The organism is Sphingomonas sp. 2R-10 (assembly GCF_030062225.1).
In the GTDB taxonomy this organism is placed as follows: domain Bacteria; phylum Pseudomonadota; class Alphaproteobacteria; order Sphingomonadales; family Sphingomonadaceae; genus Sphingomonas.
On record NZ_JASCXF010000006.1, the window covers coordinates 1 to 15,037 of the forward strand.

14 protein-coding genes are annotated in these 15,037 nt (G+C 63.2%); 10 read left to right on the forward strand and 4 right to left on the reverse strand.

Annotated elements, in window-relative coordinates; genetic code table 11:
* Positions 1-331 precede the first annotated feature (331 nt).
* The 8 genes from QLH51_RS03950 to QLH51_RS03985 all read left to right on the forward strand — a co-directional run bounded on the left by QLH51_RS03950 (position 332) and on the right by QLH51_RS03985 (position 6,784).
* Positions 332-2,593: a ParB N-terminal domain-containing protein gene (locus tag QLH51_RS03950; protein ID WP_283514238.1), complete on the forward strand. Its 2,262-nt coding sequence runs from the start codon at positions 332-334 to the stop codon at positions 2,591-2,593.
* A gap of 94 nt (positions 2,594-2,687) precedes the next feature.
* Positions 2,688-3,602 (forward strand): ArdC family protein, encoded by a 915-nt coding sequence (locus QLH51_RS03955; RefSeq protein ID WP_283514239.1) that lies wholly within the window; start codon positions 2,688-2,690, stop codon positions 3,600-3,602.
* A 39-nt stretch (positions 3,603-3,641) separates the two neighbouring features.
* A complete protein-coding gene (locus QLH51_RS03960; protein WP_283514240.1) occupies positions 3,642-4,265 on the forward strand; it encodes a DUF6927 domain-containing protein in 624 nt (207 codons plus the stop codon).
* An 11-nt stretch (positions 4,266-4,276) separates the two neighbouring features.
* A complete protein-coding gene (locus QLH51_RS03965; protein ID WP_283514241.1) occupies positions 4,277-4,468 on the forward strand; it encodes a hypothetical protein in 192 nt (63 codons plus the stop codon).
* Positions 4,459-4,992, forward strand: coding sequence for a thermonuclease family protein (locus QLH51_RS03970; protein WP_283514242.1), 534 nt, complete (start codon positions 4,459-4,461; stop codon positions 4,990-4,992). Before QLH51_RS03965 ends, QLH51_RS03970 begins: the two co-directional genes overlap by 10 nt.
* Positions 4,993-5,042: 50 nt before the next feature.
* Entirely contained in the window at positions 5,043-5,648 is a 606-nt protein-coding gene (locus QLH51_RS03975) for a DUF7007 domain-containing protein (RefSeq protein ID WP_283514243.1), read from the forward strand.
* Complete coding sequence (locus QLH51_RS03980; RefSeq protein ID WP_283514244.1) at positions 5,645-5,956, forward strand: hypothetical protein; 312 nt, start codon at positions 5,645-5,647, stop codon at positions 5,954-5,956. The genes QLH51_RS03975 and QLH51_RS03980 overlap by 4 nt, the downstream gene beginning before the upstream one ends.
* A 117-nt stretch (positions 5,957-6,073) precedes the next feature.
* Positions 6,074-6,784 carry a hypothetical protein gene (locus QLH51_RS03985; protein WP_056503897.1) on the forward strand — a complete coding sequence of 237 codons (711 nt, stop codon included), beginning with the start codon at positions 6,074-6,076 and terminating at the stop codon, positions 6,782-6,784.
* Between the two features lie 38 nt (positions 6,785-6,822).
* Here the strand turns inward: QLH51_RS03985 and QLH51_RS03990 are convergent, their stop codons facing one another.
* Positions 6,823-7,452, reverse strand: coding sequence for a recombinase family protein (locus QLH51_RS03990; RefSeq protein WP_056503899.1), 630 nt, complete (start codon positions 7,450-7,452; stop codon positions 6,823-6,825).
* Positions 7,453-7,546: 94 nt separating this feature from the next.
* Between QLH51_RS03990 and QLH51_RS03995 the strand changes: the two genes are divergently transcribed.
* Both QLH51_RS03995 and QLH51_RS04000 read left to right on the forward strand, forming a co-directional pair.
* On the forward strand, positions 7,547-10,444 hold the full coding sequence (locus QLH51_RS03995) for a Tn3 family transposase (RefSeq protein ID WP_283514245.1): 2,898 nt from the start codon (positions 7,547-7,549) through the stop codon (positions 10,442-10,444).
* Between the two features lie 76 nt (positions 10,445-10,520).
* Positions 10,521-11,450 carry a DUF7146 domain-containing protein gene (locus QLH51_RS04000; protein ID WP_283514246.1) on the forward strand — a complete coding sequence of 310 codons (930 nt, stop codon included), beginning with the start codon at positions 10,521-10,523 and terminating at the stop codon, positions 11,448-11,450.
* On the opposite strand, the gene QLH51_RS04005 is transcribed toward QLH51_RS04000, so the two are convergent.
* From QLH51_RS04005 to QLH51_RS04015, 3 genes are all read right to left on the reverse strand, one after another.
* On the reverse strand, positions 11,422-12,090 hold the full coding sequence (locus tag QLH51_RS04005) for a hypothetical protein (RefSeq protein WP_283514248.1): 669 nt from the start codon (positions 12,088-12,090) through the stop codon (positions 11,422-11,424). The two genes, QLH51_RS04000 and QLH51_RS04005, sit on opposite strands and share 29 nt — an antisense overlap.
* A 93-nt stretch (positions 12,091-12,183) precedes the next feature.
* Positions 12,184-12,615, reverse strand: coding sequence for a hypothetical protein (locus QLH51_RS04010; protein WP_283514249.1), 432 nt, complete (start codon positions 12,613-12,615; stop codon positions 12,184-12,186).
* A 115-nt stretch (positions 12,616-12,730) separates the two neighbouring features.
* On the reverse strand, positions 12,731-15,004 hold the full coding sequence (locus tag QLH51_RS04015) for a hypothetical protein (protein WP_283514250.1): 2,274 nt from the start codon (positions 15,002-15,004) through the stop codon (positions 12,731-12,733).
* Between the last annotated feature and the right edge of the window lie 33 nt (positions 15,005-15,037).

Consider the following 15,037-nt stretch of genomic DNA (forward strand, 5'->3'; position numbering starts at 1 on the left):
GCGTTCGCCGCCGAACTCGAACAGCAACGGGCGGGGTTAACCCCGCCCGTTGCTTCGCCTGCGCTCATGCGCGACAACACCGGTCGGTCTCTGGTTGCCGCTGGATGAAAGACCGGGGTCACGTCAGTTTCAGTGGTCATGGCATTGTCCGCACATCTGGAGCCCGGCGATCGCCGGCGACACCCAGATAGCCGGGTTTCGAGCGTCAACAATACTGGTTTGCTGCCGCAAACCGAACAAACCGGGAGAGCCAGGGCGGCAAAGAGCGAAGGGGGAAGGGGATGGGTGTCCGAGAAATGATCGGATGCTCAGATACGAAGGGTGTTTTCCCATGATCCAGTCCGTCAAGCTGTCGAAGCTCCGGCTCTCCGCCAGCAATGTCCGCACCGCGCCCGACGCAACCCTGCAGATCGAACCGTTCGCAGCCGACCTCGAGGCCCGCGGTGTCCTCCAGAACCTGCTCGTGACCCCGGTTGCCCGATCGCGTGGCATGTTCGAGGTGTTCGATGGCGGCCGGCGCTGGCGCGCGCTCAATCTGCTGGTCGAACGCGGTGTCATCGATCCGGACCAGTATGACGTGCCGGTGCGCGTCCTGAAGGGCGACGATGCAGAGCTGACCGAAACCTCGCTCGCCGTCAGCTTCCATCACCTGAAGCTGAGCCCGACCGAGGAATGCCGCGCGTTCCAGCATTTCCTGACCGGCAAGGCCGACATCGACGCGGTGGCCAAGCGGTTCGGCGTGACGCGGCGCTTTATCGACGGCCGCCTCCGCCTGGCTGACCTCGCCGAACCGATCTTCACCGCGCTCGCCGAGAACAAGATCACCCTCGACATGGCGAAGGCCTATGCGTCCACCAGCAGCCACGAGGCACAGCTGAGCACCTGGACGACCTACGGTTCGTACAGCAACTATAGCGCGGACTCGATCCGCCGCATCATCGCCAACGACATGATGCGCGCCGACGATCCGATCGCGCTCTTGGTCGGCGCCGAGGCTTACGAGGCAGCTGGCGGCGTCATCGATCGCGACCTGTTCAGCGATGCCCGTGAGAAGTGGCGCAATCCCGAAATCGCGAAGGGTCTCGCCGCCGCAATCATGGAGGCCGAGGCGACCCGTATCGGTGAGGAACGTGGCCTGGCGTGGATCCGGCCGATCGCGACCCACAGCACCTGGGACGCGGTTCGCGGCCTCCACAAGATCACGTTGCCCGAGCAGCCGATGACCGTGGAACAGGCCGAGCGCGCCGAGGCGATCGAGCAGCGCATGGCCGAACTGCACGACGAGATGCAGAACGACGAACTGGCCGACGACGTCTTCACCACGCTGGAGACCGAGATGGATACCCTCGCGGCCGAACTGGAAGCGCTCGATAACCGACCGGTGTTCATGCCGCCCGAACTCGCATCGCGCGTCGGGGCCTTCCTGACGCTGGCGCAAAACGGCACCATGCTCCTCAACGAGAGCTATTACAGCGAGACGCCGATCACGGTGACCGTGGTTGAGCCCGAGCCGGTCGACGGCGCTGCCGAGGGCAGCGAGGCCGTGGACGGGAGTGAGGCCGATGGGGTTGCCGATTGCGTCGTGCAGGCGCCCACCTTCCGCATCGAGGAGGGCTCCTCAACCCCGGTGAAGGATGGGAGCGACAAGGTCGTCGAGCCCGACAACGCGGCACCGGGCGGCAAGGCGCTCAGCCAGGTCCTCAGCGACCAGCTCGCGATGCAGCGCCGCGACGTGCTGGGGGCCGCCCTGATCGGTAATCCGGGATTGGCGCTCGACTATATGCTGTTCGCGATGGTCGACGAGCGTTGCGGCACCGCGGCGAACGACGGCACGACGATCCGCGCGGACCGCCCGCAGGATCCTATCTCCTTCGCCAACTCGCCCGGATCGCGCGCGCGTGATTATCTGACCGAGGTGCATGAGGGGCTGGATATGTCCTGGAAGACATCTGACCATCAGGTGATGCGCTTCGAAGCGTTCCGGGCGCTCGGCGACGAGGTGAAGACGGCGTGGCTGGCTTACATCGTTGCAACCTCGCTGGAGGCCAAAATCTCCTACGGGACCAACCAGCTGAACCCGATGCACGCTCGCCTCGCGAGCATCCTCGACATCGACGTCGCCAGCTGGTGGCGGCCCACCTCGGAGAACTTCTTCGACCGCGTCTCCAAGGGCTCACTCGTCACGCTCCTGCACGAAGTCGGCGGACCGGCGCTCTCGACCCGGCATGCGACCGAGAAGAAGCCGATTATCTCGGCCAATTGCGAGAAGCTGTTCGGCGGGGACGCAATCGTCGAGCCAGCGGTCAAGGAAGCGGCCCTGAAGTGGCTGCCCGCGGCGATGTGCTTCACCGAGAAGCCGATCGCGGCCGAGGCGGATGACGCACAGGGCGACCTTGCCGATTTGATCGAGGACGACACCACGGATGCCGGTGCGGGCGATGACGAGGCCGGTGGTGACGATCTGGCGGCGCTCATCGGCGACGGTCCGGACGACGACGTCACGCTCGATCAGCAGGACAACAAGGACGTCGTCGCCGAAGTGCAGCCCCAGAACGACGATCACGTCGAGACCGAGCTGGTCGCGGCGGAATAGAGCGGCCCCGATCCCGATCTGAGCAACCTCACTGCCGGACCGCGACCCCGCGGTGCCGGCAGTGTCTTTTCACCTCGCCCGAGGGGACAGCGCCATGACCTCTGCTACCCGCGACATCGCGGCCGACATCACCGCTACCATCATCGCAAAGCTGGAAGCCGGGACGACGCCCTGGCAACGTCCATGGTCGATCATCGGCGAGGGCGGTCGCCCGCTTCGTCATGAAGGATCGACCTACAATGGCATCAACGCACTCTGGCTCTGGGCGGTCGGCGACACCCACGGATATCGCAGCCGCTACTGGATGACCGCGCGCCAGGCGCGTGAACTTGGCGGGACGGTCCGCGCCGACGCAAGGCCGTCTTATTCCGTCTACGCCTCGACCTTCCGCAAAGCCGGCGTTCCCAACCTGCTTGGCATGTCGGCCGACCGGATGATCCGCTTCCTGCGCTCATACGAGGTCTTCAACGCCGACGAGATCACCGGCCTGCCGGACTATTACTACCCGCAACCGATCGCACCGACGCCGCAGCTACTTTCGGATCGACAGGATCGCATCGACGCGTTCTTCGCAGCGATCCCGTCCAAGGTCCGGCATGGTGGCGGTGCCGCCTTCTTCGACATCAGCTTCGACTATATCCAGATGCCGCGTCCCGGCAGCTTCAAGTCGGCCGACGGCTACGCGTCGATTCTAGCACACGAAAGCTGCCACTGGACCGGTCATCGGACCCGGCTCGACCGCACCTTCGGCAAGAAGTTCGGCGACAAGGCCTACGCCATGGAAGAACTGGTCGCAGAGCTCGGCGCGGCAATGATCTGTGGCGACCTCGGCCTGCCGACCGAGATGCACGACACCCACGCCAGCTATCTCGCCAGCTGGCTGAAGGTCCTGAAGGCGGACAAGACCGCGATCTTCCTCGCCGCAACCAAGGCCGAGCAGGCATTTTCGTACCTCCGCGCTTTCTCATCCGAGGCCCTGCAAACAGCGAACACGCGGCTTGCCGCATGACCCACCAGCACCGGAGAACACGACATGGGTTGGACCTCAATGACCAGCGCCGGCGTGGGCGGCCATGCCACTCCCAAGGCGTATCTCGACGACCAGTTCACCTACAGCCGCACTGTGGATGGTGGCGGCACGCGAGGCATGCGCGTCATCGACAGCGCATGCGTCGGAAACCGCGTCTGGTATGCCGCGGCTGAGATCGTGGAGGACGGCGAACCCCAATATGTCATCGCGCTGGTCTGCCTGGTCCGCTGGAACCCGAAGGCGAGGGACCGATACGTCTTCGCCTATAAGGAAATGGAAGAATCGATGGGACCCTGCGAAGCCGGTTGCCCCGCCAGGATCCTCCGTCTCCTGTCGCCGACCGCGAACGAACACGCGCTCGACTGGCGACGCCGTTGCTTGGTCCGGCTGCGCCTCCACGCCCGCAAGATAGAGGACGGTATGCGGCTCCGCTTCCCAAGGCCAATGGCCTTCGGTGACGGTCACAGCGGCACCGACTTCATCGTTGTCAAGAAGGGTGAGAGCGTCACGTTCCGCAGCGATGTCGGGCGAAGCCGCTATCGCATCACCGGCTTCCGCGACCTCGCCTGGGTGGTCGTGCCCGAGACGAGGGTCCACCGGACGGTCTTCACGACGTCCCCCCTTTCCGCGAATGCAGCATGATGGATTTGCCCATGTCAGACGATGCCCCCCTCTCGCCACTGCGCCGCGTGCTGTGCAGCCATGCCAACGCGGTCCGCGTCGCGCGCTGGATGCGCCGTGACGGGATCGACACCGCGATCGAAGCCACTGGCGATCCGATACAGCCTTGGCGGTTGGTCGAAGCTATGGCCATCGCCCACGAGGACGTCCACGCATGCGTCTGATCCTTGGCCTCGCCCTGCTCCTCGCAGGCTGCGAGGGTGCCGCCTCCGAACCAAGCGACGAGCCGGTGATCCGGGCTGACGGCCGCGCGATCGACGGCGATACCGTGTCGTTCGATGTCCGGCTGTACGGGGCCGACGCCTTCGAAAAGCGCCAGCTATGCCGTAACATCGATGGCTGCTGGCCGTGCGGCAAAGCCGCGCAGGACTATGCCGCGAAGCTCCTGAAGGCGGGAAGCAGCACGATCCGCCTGACCGGCAAGCAAAGCTATGGTCGCCCCATCGGAACGGTCGAAGTGGATGGCGAGGACCTTGGCGAACGCATGATCGCGGTCGGGCTGGCGGTGCCTGCGACCAGCTACCTGAAGGACGATCCGGCGCGCGCGCAGCGCTACGTCGCTGCCTATGACCGCGCTACGGCCCGCCGTGCGGGCGTTCATGCCGGCTATTTCATCGATCCGGCCAAATGGCGTCGCGGCGAACGGCTCTCGTGCGAGGGGTCGCCTTCAGGACGTCGGCGCCGCTGAAGGTCAGGAGAGGAGAGGGATGGGGAGGGCATCGCTCAAGGAGATGCCTTATGCCCGCTTTCGCCTCCACGCCTGCGCCTGTACATACTCTGTGGGATACGCCCGATATGGCAACCCAGCGGCTCCCCGGCGTCTGGTGGGTGAAGACCCCCTCGCATGGCGGCTTCGTGCTGTCGGACGAGCGTCAGGCGGCGATGCCCGAGGCGCTGCGGCTCGATAGCATCTACTATGAGGAGGACGTCAACTGGGCGCTTGTGGTCCTCGCCTTCGAGACGGAGCTCGAACAGCTGAAGGACCCGTATTTCGACATCGAGCGCGGCATCGCCCACCAGACCGCGCGCCACTGGCGGCCCGACCGCTACGGCCGGTTCACCGGCCAGGTCATCACTCCGAGCGACAGTTATGTCCTGACGAAGGTTGCGGCGATCGAGGCGTCGATTGGCGAGATCGGGGTGCGGTCCGCGTCCGGCGATTGGGCCGACTGGGTGCCCACGGGCAAGGTCGGTGTGGTCGGACGACGCATCATCGGCTGCGACCATCTCGGCTTCACCCAGTATGACGGGCCGGACTTCACGGGCCTTTGCGATGCTGCGCGATACGATCGCAAACGGCCGGTCAACACCTTCGCAGCGCTCGGCGTCGAGCTTCTGGCGTGACGATCGAGATCGTCGTCGGCCTGCCTCATCTCAACAACGGCCCCATCCTCGAACGCGCGAAGCTGATGCATCAGCCGATGCTGATATCGGCCAACTGCCTGTCGAAGTGGCGTGATCGGGGCGGTTGGCGCTCCTGGGAAGGCTGGCGTCACGGGCAGCTTGGCAATGCCACCGGTCTGCGCAGCCTCGACCTCGACAGCGCGGGCTATGTGCTGACAAGCCGCTATGGGGGCATGCCTTGGTCGATCGCCGACTATATGGCGCTTGCCGCGAGCTATCCCTTCCGGCGCATCGCCGCGGCCGACTAGGGGTCGGTTCCGGCTGAGGGCGAAATGACGCCCTAAGCGGACTGACTGGGTTGGGGGTAGGCGGCATTCGCGACGCCCGTGAAACTGGCTATGCAGCCCTGACAGGCCGTGTGATGTATGAGCATGATCCGATCTGCCTACATCGCCGCTGCGCTCGTCCTCGGCCAAGTCGCGCCCTTGGCAGCACAGGACGCTCCGCGGGCATACGATTTCCAGGAACGCACTCGCGCACTTGCATTCGACCCGGCCCGCTTCTTTCCCGAACGGTCCGAACCGGCGATGGCGGTCCGCTATCTAGGAGACGATTACGGCTTTCCGGTTTACGCAATCGCAGTCCGCAGGGGCTGCACCGATGCCGACGTAGGCGAGGCACGCCGGACATGCGGAGATCGCCTGATAGCCCGGATGGTCCGTTCACCCTATGAAGGCAAACCGCCAAGGGCGCGAGCCCGCGGGCAGCGACTATTCGCCATGATCGCAAAGTCACCGCCGCAAGGCGATGATGCCCTGCTCCGTTCGCTCGATAAGGCGGGACTGGAGTGGCTCGAGGCTGACATTCGCAAATGTCCCGCCGCAATGGCGCACCTAGCGACTGGAGAAGACCTCAGGTTCTCGTCCGTGTTAAATCAGACCCGCCAGATGCCCGAGATTGTGCTGCACGCCGACAAGATATCGTTTGAGATTGGCGAGTACCTGATGCGATCACGCTACGAAGGATGGCTGAAGCCGGGTAGTCCCGGTGCGTGGGCGAACGACTTCGCAGCGAGCCTGGAAACTTGCTGGAAACCTTCTACGGCGCTCGTGCCTTGGCGGGTGGTCAAACGATAATTCAGCGTCTTTACGACAGGATCATATGCCGAGAATTCTTATTCCGCAATTTTGATATCGGGAGCCGTCTCCACCCGCGCGCGCCCAACGATCGCGGCGACGGTGTTCTTGCTGAGGCCGAGGTCGCGCGCGATCCAGCGATAGCTGCGCCCCTCGGCGACCAGCTCCAGCACCTTGGGCGCGTGCCGGTCGGATTTGGGGCGGTCACCGGTCTGCCGGCCAAGCTTGCGTCCCCGTGCCCGCGCTGCGGCGAGACCGGACCGAACCCGCTCGCTGAGCATGTCGCGCTCGAACTGTGCGATGCCAGCGAGCATCGTCGCCATCATCCGCCCATGCGGCGTGTCGACCTCGAAGGTCATGCCGCTCATCGCGACGACCGACACGCGCCAGCCCGACAGCCGGTTCAGCGTATCGAGCAGGTCCTGCGTTGATCGCCCCCAACGGCTGAGTTCGGTGACGAGGATCGCATCGATGTGGCGCGCCTGCGCAAGCTTCATCACTTCGCTGCGTGCCGAGCGGTTGGTCTTCATGCCCGAGGCGGTTTCGCGGAAGACCTCGATCACCTCATAGCCGCCCCGCTCTGCGAAACCGGCAAGGTCGCGCAGCTGCCGCTCGCACGACTGGTCGGCGGTCGAGACACGGGCGTAGATGGCGGCGCGTTGTCCCAATTGAACCTTCCCGAAAACCGACCCCGAAAAGCCTTGATCTGCGCGGGGTCAGTGTTGTCCAAAACAGACTTCTGTTCAACAGGGACACCTGACCATGCCGCGCCGCCATATCCTGAGCGCCCGGCAGCGGTCGGCGCTGCTCGACTTGCCGAGCGACGAGGCGTCGCTGCTGAGGCACTACATCCTGGCCGATGACGATCTGATCCATATCGACCGGCGACGCCGTCCGGAAAACCGGATCGGCTTCGCGTTGCAACTGTGTGCGCTGCGCTATCCCGGTCGCATGCTGGCACCGGGCGAGGTGATCCCGCTGGCGGTATCCGCCTTCCTCGGTGGCCAGCTCGGCATCGCTGGTGACACGCTCGTCCGATATGCTGTCCGCCGCCAGACCCGCCAGCAGCACATGGAGGTGCTGCGCCGTACCTACGGCTACAGGTCGTTTCCCGGTCAAGGCGCACCGGTGCGTGCGTTCCGCGACTGGATACTGGCCGAAGCCGAACAGGCGCGCTCCAACGACGATCTCGCCCGGCGCTTCATCGCTCGCTGCCGCGACACCATGACCATCCTGCCGGCGATCACGACCATCGAGCGAATGTGCGCCGACGCGCTGGTCGCGGCCGAGCGGAATATCGAGAAGCGGATCGCCACGCGCCTCGATCGCGTCGCCTGCACCCGGCTCGACCGGCTGACGACCGAGATGCTGCCGGGTACGATCAGCCGCTTCATCTGGCTGCGCCGGATCGAGCCGGGCAACAATTCCGCCGCGGCGAACCGGCTGCTCGACCGGTTGGAGTTCCTGCGCGGGATGAATCTCGATGCCAGTCTGCTCGCCAGCGTACCGCCCCACCGCGTCGCTCGCCTGCGTCGGCAGGGCGAACGCTACTTCGCCGATGGCCTGCGCGATCTGAACGCCGACCGGCGCCGCGCTATCCTCGCGGTCTGCGTCGTCGAATGGGCTGCCGCGACCGCCGATGCGGTGATTGAAACCCATGACCGGATTGTCGGCCGGACCTGGCGCGAGGCGAAGCAGGTGCACGATGCGCGTGCCGCGGAAACCAGAGGCGCGGTCACCGCGACGCTGGACGGGTTCGCTGCGCTCGGTCGATCGCTGCTCGACGCGCATGGCGACGGCGCATCACTGGAGGATGCGGTCGCGCACGCGGCAGGCTGGGATCGGCTCGACCGCCTTGTCGCAACGGCCAGGACGCTGACCGATACGCTGGGGGATGATCCGCTCGCCCATGTCGACCAGGGCTATCACCGCTTCCGCCGCTATGCGCCGCGTATGCTTCGCTGCCTTGATCTCGTAGCTGCGCCGGTCGCCCGCCCCCTGCTCGACGCGGTGAAGGCCATTGCCGCCAAGGGCGACCTGCCGGCGACCGACGATTTCCTCCGCCCGCATTCCAAATGGCGGCGTCAGTTGCGGGTGAAGGGTGGTGACGATGCCCGTCTCCGCGAGGTCGCGGTGATGTTCCACCTGCGCGATGCGCTGCGCTCGGGCGACATCTGGCTCGACCGCTCGCATCGCTATGGCGACCTGCGCCATGTTCTCGTGCCGATGACGGTCGCGCGGACCATGAAGCTGGCGGTCCCATCCGATCCACATGTCTGGCTGGCCGACCGCAAGGCACGGCTTGCCGATGGCCTCGGCCGGCTCGGTCGCGCCGCGCGCAACGGCACGATCCCGCATGGCAGCATCCAAGACGGCACGCTGCGCATCGACCGTCTCACCGCCGATCCGCCAGACGGGATCGAGGAGCTGGTGCTCGACCTGTACCGTCGCCTGCCGCCCGTCCGCATCACCGACCTGCTGCTCGAAGTCGATGCCGCGCTCGGCTTCACCGATGCCTTCACCCACCTGCGCACCGGCGTGCCGTGCGGCGACCGGATCGGCCTGCTCAACGTCCTTCTTGCCGAGGGGCTGAACCTCGGCCTGCGCAAGATGGCCGAAGCCTGCAATACCCACGATTACTGGCAGCTCTCCCGCCTCGCGCGCTGGCATGTCGAGAGCGAGGCGATCGACCAGGCACTGGCCGCCGTAGTTGCGGCGCAAGGCGCACTGCCGATGGCGCGGGTCTGGGGCATGGGCACCACCGCCTCCGCCGACGGCCAGTTCTACCCTGCCGCGCGACAGGGCGAGGCGATGAACACGGTCAATGCCCGCTACGGCAACGACCCCGGCATCAAGGCCTACACCCACGTCAACGACCGCTTCGCGCCGTTCGCGTCGCAGCCGATCCCTGCGACCGTCAGCGAGGCACCCTATCTGCTCGACGGGCTGACGATGAACGAGGCGGGCCGGCGGATCGAGGAGCAATATGCCGACACCGGCGGGTTCACCGACCATCTGTTCGGGATCAGCGCCATGCTCGGCTACCGCCTCGTGCTGCGCATCCGCGACCTGCCGTCCAAACGGCTGTACGTATTCGATCCCGCCGCCACGCCGACCGAACTGCGTCCACTGGTGGGCGGAAAGGCGCGTGAGGCGCTGATCGTCTCCAACTGGCCCGACCTGTTCCGTTGCGCCGCCACCATGAGTGCCGGGCAGGTCGCGCCGAGCCGCATCCTGCGCAAGCTCTCCGCCTATCCGCGCCAGAACGATCTGGCCGCCGCCCTGCGGGAGGTCGGCCGGATCGAGCGTACCCTGTTCATCATCGAATGGATTCTCGACACCGGGATGCAGCGCCGTGCCCAAGTCGGCCTCAACAAGGGCGAGGCGCATCACGCGCTCAAGAACGCCCTGCGTATCGGCCGCCAAGGCGAGATCCGCGACCGTACCACCGAGGGCCAGCACTACCGGATCGCGGGCCTCAACCTGCTCACCACTATCATCGTCTACTGGAACACCCTGCATCTCGGCCATGCCGTCGAGGCCCGGCGTCGCGAAGGGCTGGATACGCCGGACCATCTGCTCGCCCATGTCTCGCCGCTGGGATGGGCGCACATCCTGCTCACCGGCGAATACCTCTGGCCGAAAGACGCCGACGCTTAGGGTGTCATTTCGCCCTCAGCCGGAACCGACCCCAGGAAGCCAACTGGTCTTCGGTTCCCTGATTCCGGAGGCTCCCATGAACGAAACCTATCAAGCCCACAGGACGATCGCGATGGCACGACTGCCGCTTGACGCTGAGATCCGCGCCAAGAACATTGTCGAACATCTCGGCGGTGTCTGGCGGGGAACACGTGGCGAATGCCGGTGCCCCGCTCACGAGGATGGCTCGCCCAGTCTCAGCGTGCGGCTCGGGGATACCGCCATTCTTTTTCACTGCTTCGCGGGCTGCACCACGATTGAAGTCCTGAAGGCGCTCCAGCGCCACAAGCTGCATGATCGCGGCCCATTGTCGATGTCCGAGACCAAGCCCAAGCGCGACCTGAGCGCGCTGGCGTTACGCCTCTGGAGGGAGAGCCCGCCCCTCGCCCAGACGCTCGCCCAGGATTATCTTCTCGCCCGGGGTCTATCCGGCCCTTACCCAAATTCCCTGCGCTTCAACCCCTCCACGATCCTCGGGTCTGGCCCAACGAAGCGCATCATGCCGGCCATGATCGCCGCGTTCGAAAATGATGAGGGCGTCGTCGCCGTCCAGCGCACCTTCCTCGATCCATTGGACGTATTGCACAAGCCGATCCCCAAACCGAAGGTTTCGCTCGGTCTGCTTGGTACGTCAGCCATCCGTTTGGCACCTGCCACCGATGAACTGGGGCTGGCCGAGGGAACCGAGGATGCGATGTCGGCAATGGCGTGGTTTGGCACGCCGACATGGGCGCTGGGGGGCGTCGAGCGTCTGGCGTTCGTCGCGATCCCGGAAAAAGTTCGTCGCGTTATTGCCTATCGCGATCGCGGCAGCGCCGCTGAGCGCCTGTTCCAGAAATCATATGGTCACCTCGCCGCCAATGGCCGGGAGGTCATCGATCGTCCACCGCCCGAAGGATTCGACGACTGGAACGATGCATGGCGCGCGCGTTGCGGTATCAGCCAGCCTTATTCACAGCGAAACTGAGCCCGCCCTGTCTCGTTGCGGCGAACAGGTTACTCATAACGATATCCTCGTCGAATTTTCCGAACAGCCGCGTGTCACCTTCCAGCATCCTGTTGTTGGAAGCCATCATGGCTGGCGTCCAGCCTAGCGCGATCCGCGTGTCTGGAGACATCTGATCATAAAGCTTGTTGATCGTCATAGCATGACCTCTCCGGTCACCGGAAAACACATTGTTTTCGTACGGCTCCAGTGAAACCTTCATCCGGGCAGCCAAAGCGCCGGTCGCGTAATCTGAAAGCTCCTTCGAGAACGCACCTTCGCGGTCGACTGCGATTTTTGCCAGGTCATCATCGGTCAACGATGAAACGTCTAGGAGCTCGCCCGGTAAAGACGTATCGAAGGTGACAGAAGAGCCACGTGTGCGGACCTCTTCATACAACGAGTTCACCTTCGACTTTACCGTTTCAGATGCAGAAGTATTCTGAAGAGCCGACTGAGCGGCTTTGGCCTGATCGGAAATCTGGACGGTCACTCCGGCAGCGGTTGGTCGAGTTGTACCTTGCGGCCCAGCATCGGTAGCGGGCTTTCTGGGTGGAGCGGCGGCACCTCCGGCGTAAAGATACTTCGCCATGTAGGCATTACGTGTCACGCCGACGTTCACGGTGCTTGCTCCCATGGAAAGACCGTTTCAAGCTAACATGCCATGGTATCCAAATCGTAAACGGGGAGGGGGAGCCCCCTCCCCGCTCGATCGTCACCTCATCGAGAAGACAGCTTTGAACGCGCCGGTTGTGAAGACGCCGGACACGTCCTGGCTGACCACCCTACAGGTGGCGCCGCCACTTGCTTCGGTGTTGGCGTTCGGGGTCCAGTAACCCGACGTGCCGAGAATGGGGTTTCCCGGCGTGAAGATGGTCGAGATTCGGAAGATGCACTGCTTAGTTCCCATTCGATAGGTTACGTTCGCGGCTGAGGCCGCCGATCCGCAATCCGTACTCGAAACAGCTGAGGTGGTGCCGATATTGACGGTCGTTGGGGTAGGCGCGAGCACCCCGCAGGTGTTGACCCTGGAGACAGTCATCGCCGTGGTGCCAGCATTTTGAAAGCTCAGCGATACAGGTGCTGCGAAGGCAGGCGCACCGGCAACCATGGCCCCAACTGCAACGAGAAAAGCAGTAAACCTCATTATTTCCACTCCCTAAAGCTGACCGGATTGCAGTCGTTGTCATGATAGAAGAGGGGTAGGAAACTCTCGACCGATATCGACTGCTTATTCGGAATAGATTCGCTCCACTTCGTGGTCACAAGACTTTGCTCATCCTCAGCGAGATCACGCGACCTGTGGGGTCGGTGAAACCTTGTTGGAATGCGGGTGGTGTAGCTCCATTCGAGTCAGTCACACGTAGCCGGCGACCGAGCAGATTTTCTACCGACAGCCACACCCGCAACGGCTTTCCTTCCGCCGCGCCAGCATGATCGACCCGTCGGAAGGTATAAGAAATCTCGGTATCGATCGTCCAAAGTGGGCCGTATCGGATCGAATAGGGCTGCGCGGCGGTGATATCCCGCGCTTGGGTCGCTTGCCGCCAGCGTGAGCCAAATTGCAAACGGAGCCCCTCGTAGGAGGCGCTGGCATCCAGATTTGCAGTCATACGGGAAGTACCCTGTATCCCGTCCAGAGGCGTCGCAAGGAGATCGATGATCCTGCCGGGAACCTCTGTGCGGAGCCTGTCGCTCAAGAGCCAGCCATGAGAGATATTCATATCCCAGTCGCCGTCACTTCCCGCAAAATGACCGGCCGCGTGAACGGTTGATCTGATTTGCTTTCGACGTTCCTCCGTGCCGTTGAACGGTCGCACGTCTATCGCCGTTAGCCTGCCGCTTGCATCTCTCGTAAACCTCGCAGGAAAAAGCTGTTGGAACAAAGGTGTAGGATAGGCGGCGAAAATTATCGGCTGAACGATTGCTGTAGAAGCATATTCTATAGTTGCTGAAAGCGCCGTTGCCCCGATGGATCCGTTCAGGTTCAGGCGTGCTGATTGGTCTACCTGTCCAGCGGCTCGTAAATCTGGGGCTCCCCCCGATATGCGGGTCACAAGCACGTTTTGCCCATTCGTGTTGTCGACGACAAGCACGCCAGGGATCGATATGACAGGGTCTCGGTTACGGCCTAGTGGCGGCTGCGCCTTTGTGACTGTTCGGCCTATGCTAAGCGACAACATCGCGATCGGTTGCCATGAAAGGCTGAGATCATAGGCAGGCAGTACTCCGACTCCGGTGACATACTCGTAATCACCATTTGCACTTAGCGATGTCTGCCCAACTATCGGCTGATCGGACCCTGTAATCGGGAGGTCGATGGCAGCATGTGCCCTGGAGCGGTGCTGGCGAAACAGCGTCGAACCGTCTGGATTTGTAAGCGACCTCGTACGCAGGCGTTGCACGCTGCGTGACAGGCGGACGCTGCCTGTCACATCTCCTGCGGGAAGCTTAAGTAAGGGACCGGTGCCGGCCAGGGCAGCGGTGAGACTATCGCCACCACTATCGACATCCAATGCTTCGAACTTATTGGGTAGCAAGGCTGAAAGCGCGGACGTTGACGCATTGACGGTCATTCTCGAAGCCATGCTGCCAGTCCGACTTTCCGTTCGCGCGCCTGTCATCTCAGCCGTCCACGACAACCTCCCAAGATTGCCCGACGCCGTCGTGCTAAGCTGATAGGATCGGCTTCGACTCTCGTCGATGATACCACGCACAACTGCCTCCGCAGATGTTTGCACGTCAGGGGAAGTTCCGTTGCCATTGAAGAAGCGGGTAATCTGTCGTGTTGCAGTGCTATTGGCTTCGACTGAAATGTTGGTGCTGATGCCGGCAATCGGAAGGGCGATTCCGCTCGTCAGGGTCGCTGACCGACTGGATGGAAGCAAGGTACGGTACGGTAACAGGGCGTCATTGCGATCAGAAATGAACAAGCCAGGCCTGTCGCGAGCGTTGAGCGCGGCGGCGCCTTGCACAGACAATGACGCGTTGAGCCGACGTTCCTCCCGGATCCGTGTATATCGTAGGTTGGTCACGCCATTTGTCGCAGCGCCTTCAGTCGGCTGTTTGACGCTCGCGTCTGCGGATATGGCATTGAAACTGGGTTTAAGCACCAGATTAAGAACGTTGCTGTTCGGATCCAATCCGAAAATTCCTGCATGTGAACGATCAATAATATCGATTTTTTGCAAGGCTTCCGGTGGAATCTCTCTTATATCGGAGATATTCGCGAGGCGTCGTCCATTCACGAGTATCGAGAAGGATCGACCGCCATTGCGTCGCTCCAGCCGGGCTATAACTTCTCCGATGGAGATGGCGCCGAGATTATTGATGCTTTCGGTAGAATAGTGATCGACGATTGGCACGTCCGAGGCCGGTCTGCGGCCTGTCACCACGATATCGTTCTCCGACGACGCCTCGATCTGGAATGCATCAGCCGCGCAAGGCCACAAGAAAAATAGGCTTGCTATCAACGCCTCGTCGAGGCGCCGGATAGTAAGGCCGGGTGTTCGTACAGCATTTTTGCACGCCTTCATGACGACGTTCCTACCGCCTCGTATTTCTCGTAT